At 66.3% G+C, this 1,644-nt stretch carries 2 protein-coding genes; both read left to right on the plus strand.

The genetic code is table 11. From position 1 onward, the window contains the following. Positions 1–993 (plus strand): IS21 family transposase (gene istA / locus PA6_RS22120; RefSeq protein WP_021703185.1); only part of this gene is annotated, 993 nt, incomplete at its 5' end. Between the two features lie 17 nt (positions 994–1,010). Further along, a partial coding sequence (istB, locus tag PA6_RS22125) for an IS21-like element ISPpu7 family helper ATPase IstB (protein ID WP_021703186.1) occupies positions 1,011–1,644 on the plus strand: 634 nt, incomplete at its 3' end.

Here is a 1,644-nt window from a genome sequence, read left to right on the forward strand (position 1 = left end):
ACCTGGTCGCAGCAGCTGCCGGACTGGCTAGGCTCGCATACCCGTTGCTTCGCCTTCCTCGGCGGCGTGCCGGAGATCGTGGTGCCGGACAACCTGCGCAGCGCGGTGAGCAAGGCCCATCGTTACGAGCCGGACATCAACCCCAGCTACCGCGACCTTGCCGAGCACTACGGAGTGGCGGTGGTGCCGGCGCGGGCGCGTAAGCCGCGCGACAAAGCCAAGGCCGAAGTCGGCGTGCAGGTGGTCGAGCGTTGGATCCTCGCCGCCCTGCGCAACCGCCAGTTCTTCTCCCTGGATGAACTCAACAGCGCTATCGCCGGGCTGCTGGAGCGGCTCAATCGCCGCCCGTTTCGCAGGCTACCGGGCTCCCGGCACTCGGCCTTCGAGGCTCTGGATCGTCCGGCGCTGCGCCCATTACCGGAGCAACCCTACGTCTATGCCGAGTGGAAGAAGGCGCGGGTGCACATCGACTACCACGTCGAGGTCGATGGGCATTACTACTCGGTGCCGTATCAACTGGTGAAGAAGCAGCTGGAGGTGCGCCTGACGGCGCGCACCGTCGAGTGTTTCCACGCCAACCAGCGAGTGGCCAGCCACCTGCGCTCAATGCACAAGGGCAGGCACAGCACGCAGGCCGAGCACATGCCCAAGAGCCATCGCGAGCATGCCGAGTGGACGCCGCAACGGCTGATCCGCTGGGCCGAGCAGACCGGGCCGAGCACCGCCGGCGTGATCCGGCACATCCTCGAACGGCGCATCCATCCGCAGCAGGGCTACCGGGCCTGCCTGGGCATCCTGCGCCTGGGCAAGACCCATGGCGAAGTGCGCTTGGAGTTGGCCTGCCGTCGCGCCATCAGCCTCGGTGCGTGCAGTTACAAGAGCCTCGAATCGATCCTGCGCCAGGGGCTGGAAAACCTGCCGCTGGCCCAGCAGCACCTGCCCCTGCTCCCGGACGACCACGCCAACCTGCGCGGCCCCGGCTACTACCACTGAACACAAGGAAACTCACCATGCTGCCCCATCCGACCCTGGACAAGCTGCAAACCCTGCGCCTGCACGGCATGCTCAAGGCGCTGAATGAACAACTGAAAACCCCGGAAATCGACAGCCTGAGCTTCGAGGAACGCCTCGGCCTGCTGGTCGACCGCGAGCTGACCGAACGCGATGACAAGCGCCTGAGCAGCCGCCTGCGCCAGGCCCGGCTCAAGCACAACGCCTGCCTCGAAGACATCGACTACCGTAGCCCGCGCGGACTGGATAAGGCGCTGATCCTGCAACTGAGCAGTGGCCAGTGGCTGCGCGACGGCCTCAACCTGATCATCGGCGGCCCCACCGGTGTCGGTAAAACCTGGCTGGCCTGCGCCCTGGCCCACCAGGCCTGCCGAGAGGGCTACAGCGTGCGCTATCTGCGCCTGCCACGTTTGCTGGAAGAACTGGGTCTGGCCCATGGCGACGGCCGCTTCGCCAAGCTGATGAGCAGCTACGCCAAGACCGACCTGCTGATCCTCGACGACTGGGGCCTAGCCCCGTTCACCGCCGAACAGCGGCGCGACATGCTGGAGCTACTGGACGACCGCTACGGCCAGCGCTCGACCATCGTTACCAGCCAGATGCCGGTGGACAACTGGCACGAGCTGATCGGCG

The organism is Aquipseudomonas alcaligenes NBRC 14159, from assembly GCF_000467105.1.
Classification (GTDB): Bacteria; Pseudomonadota; Gammaproteobacteria; order Pseudomonadales; family Pseudomonadaceae; genus Aquipseudomonas; species Aquipseudomonas alcaligenes.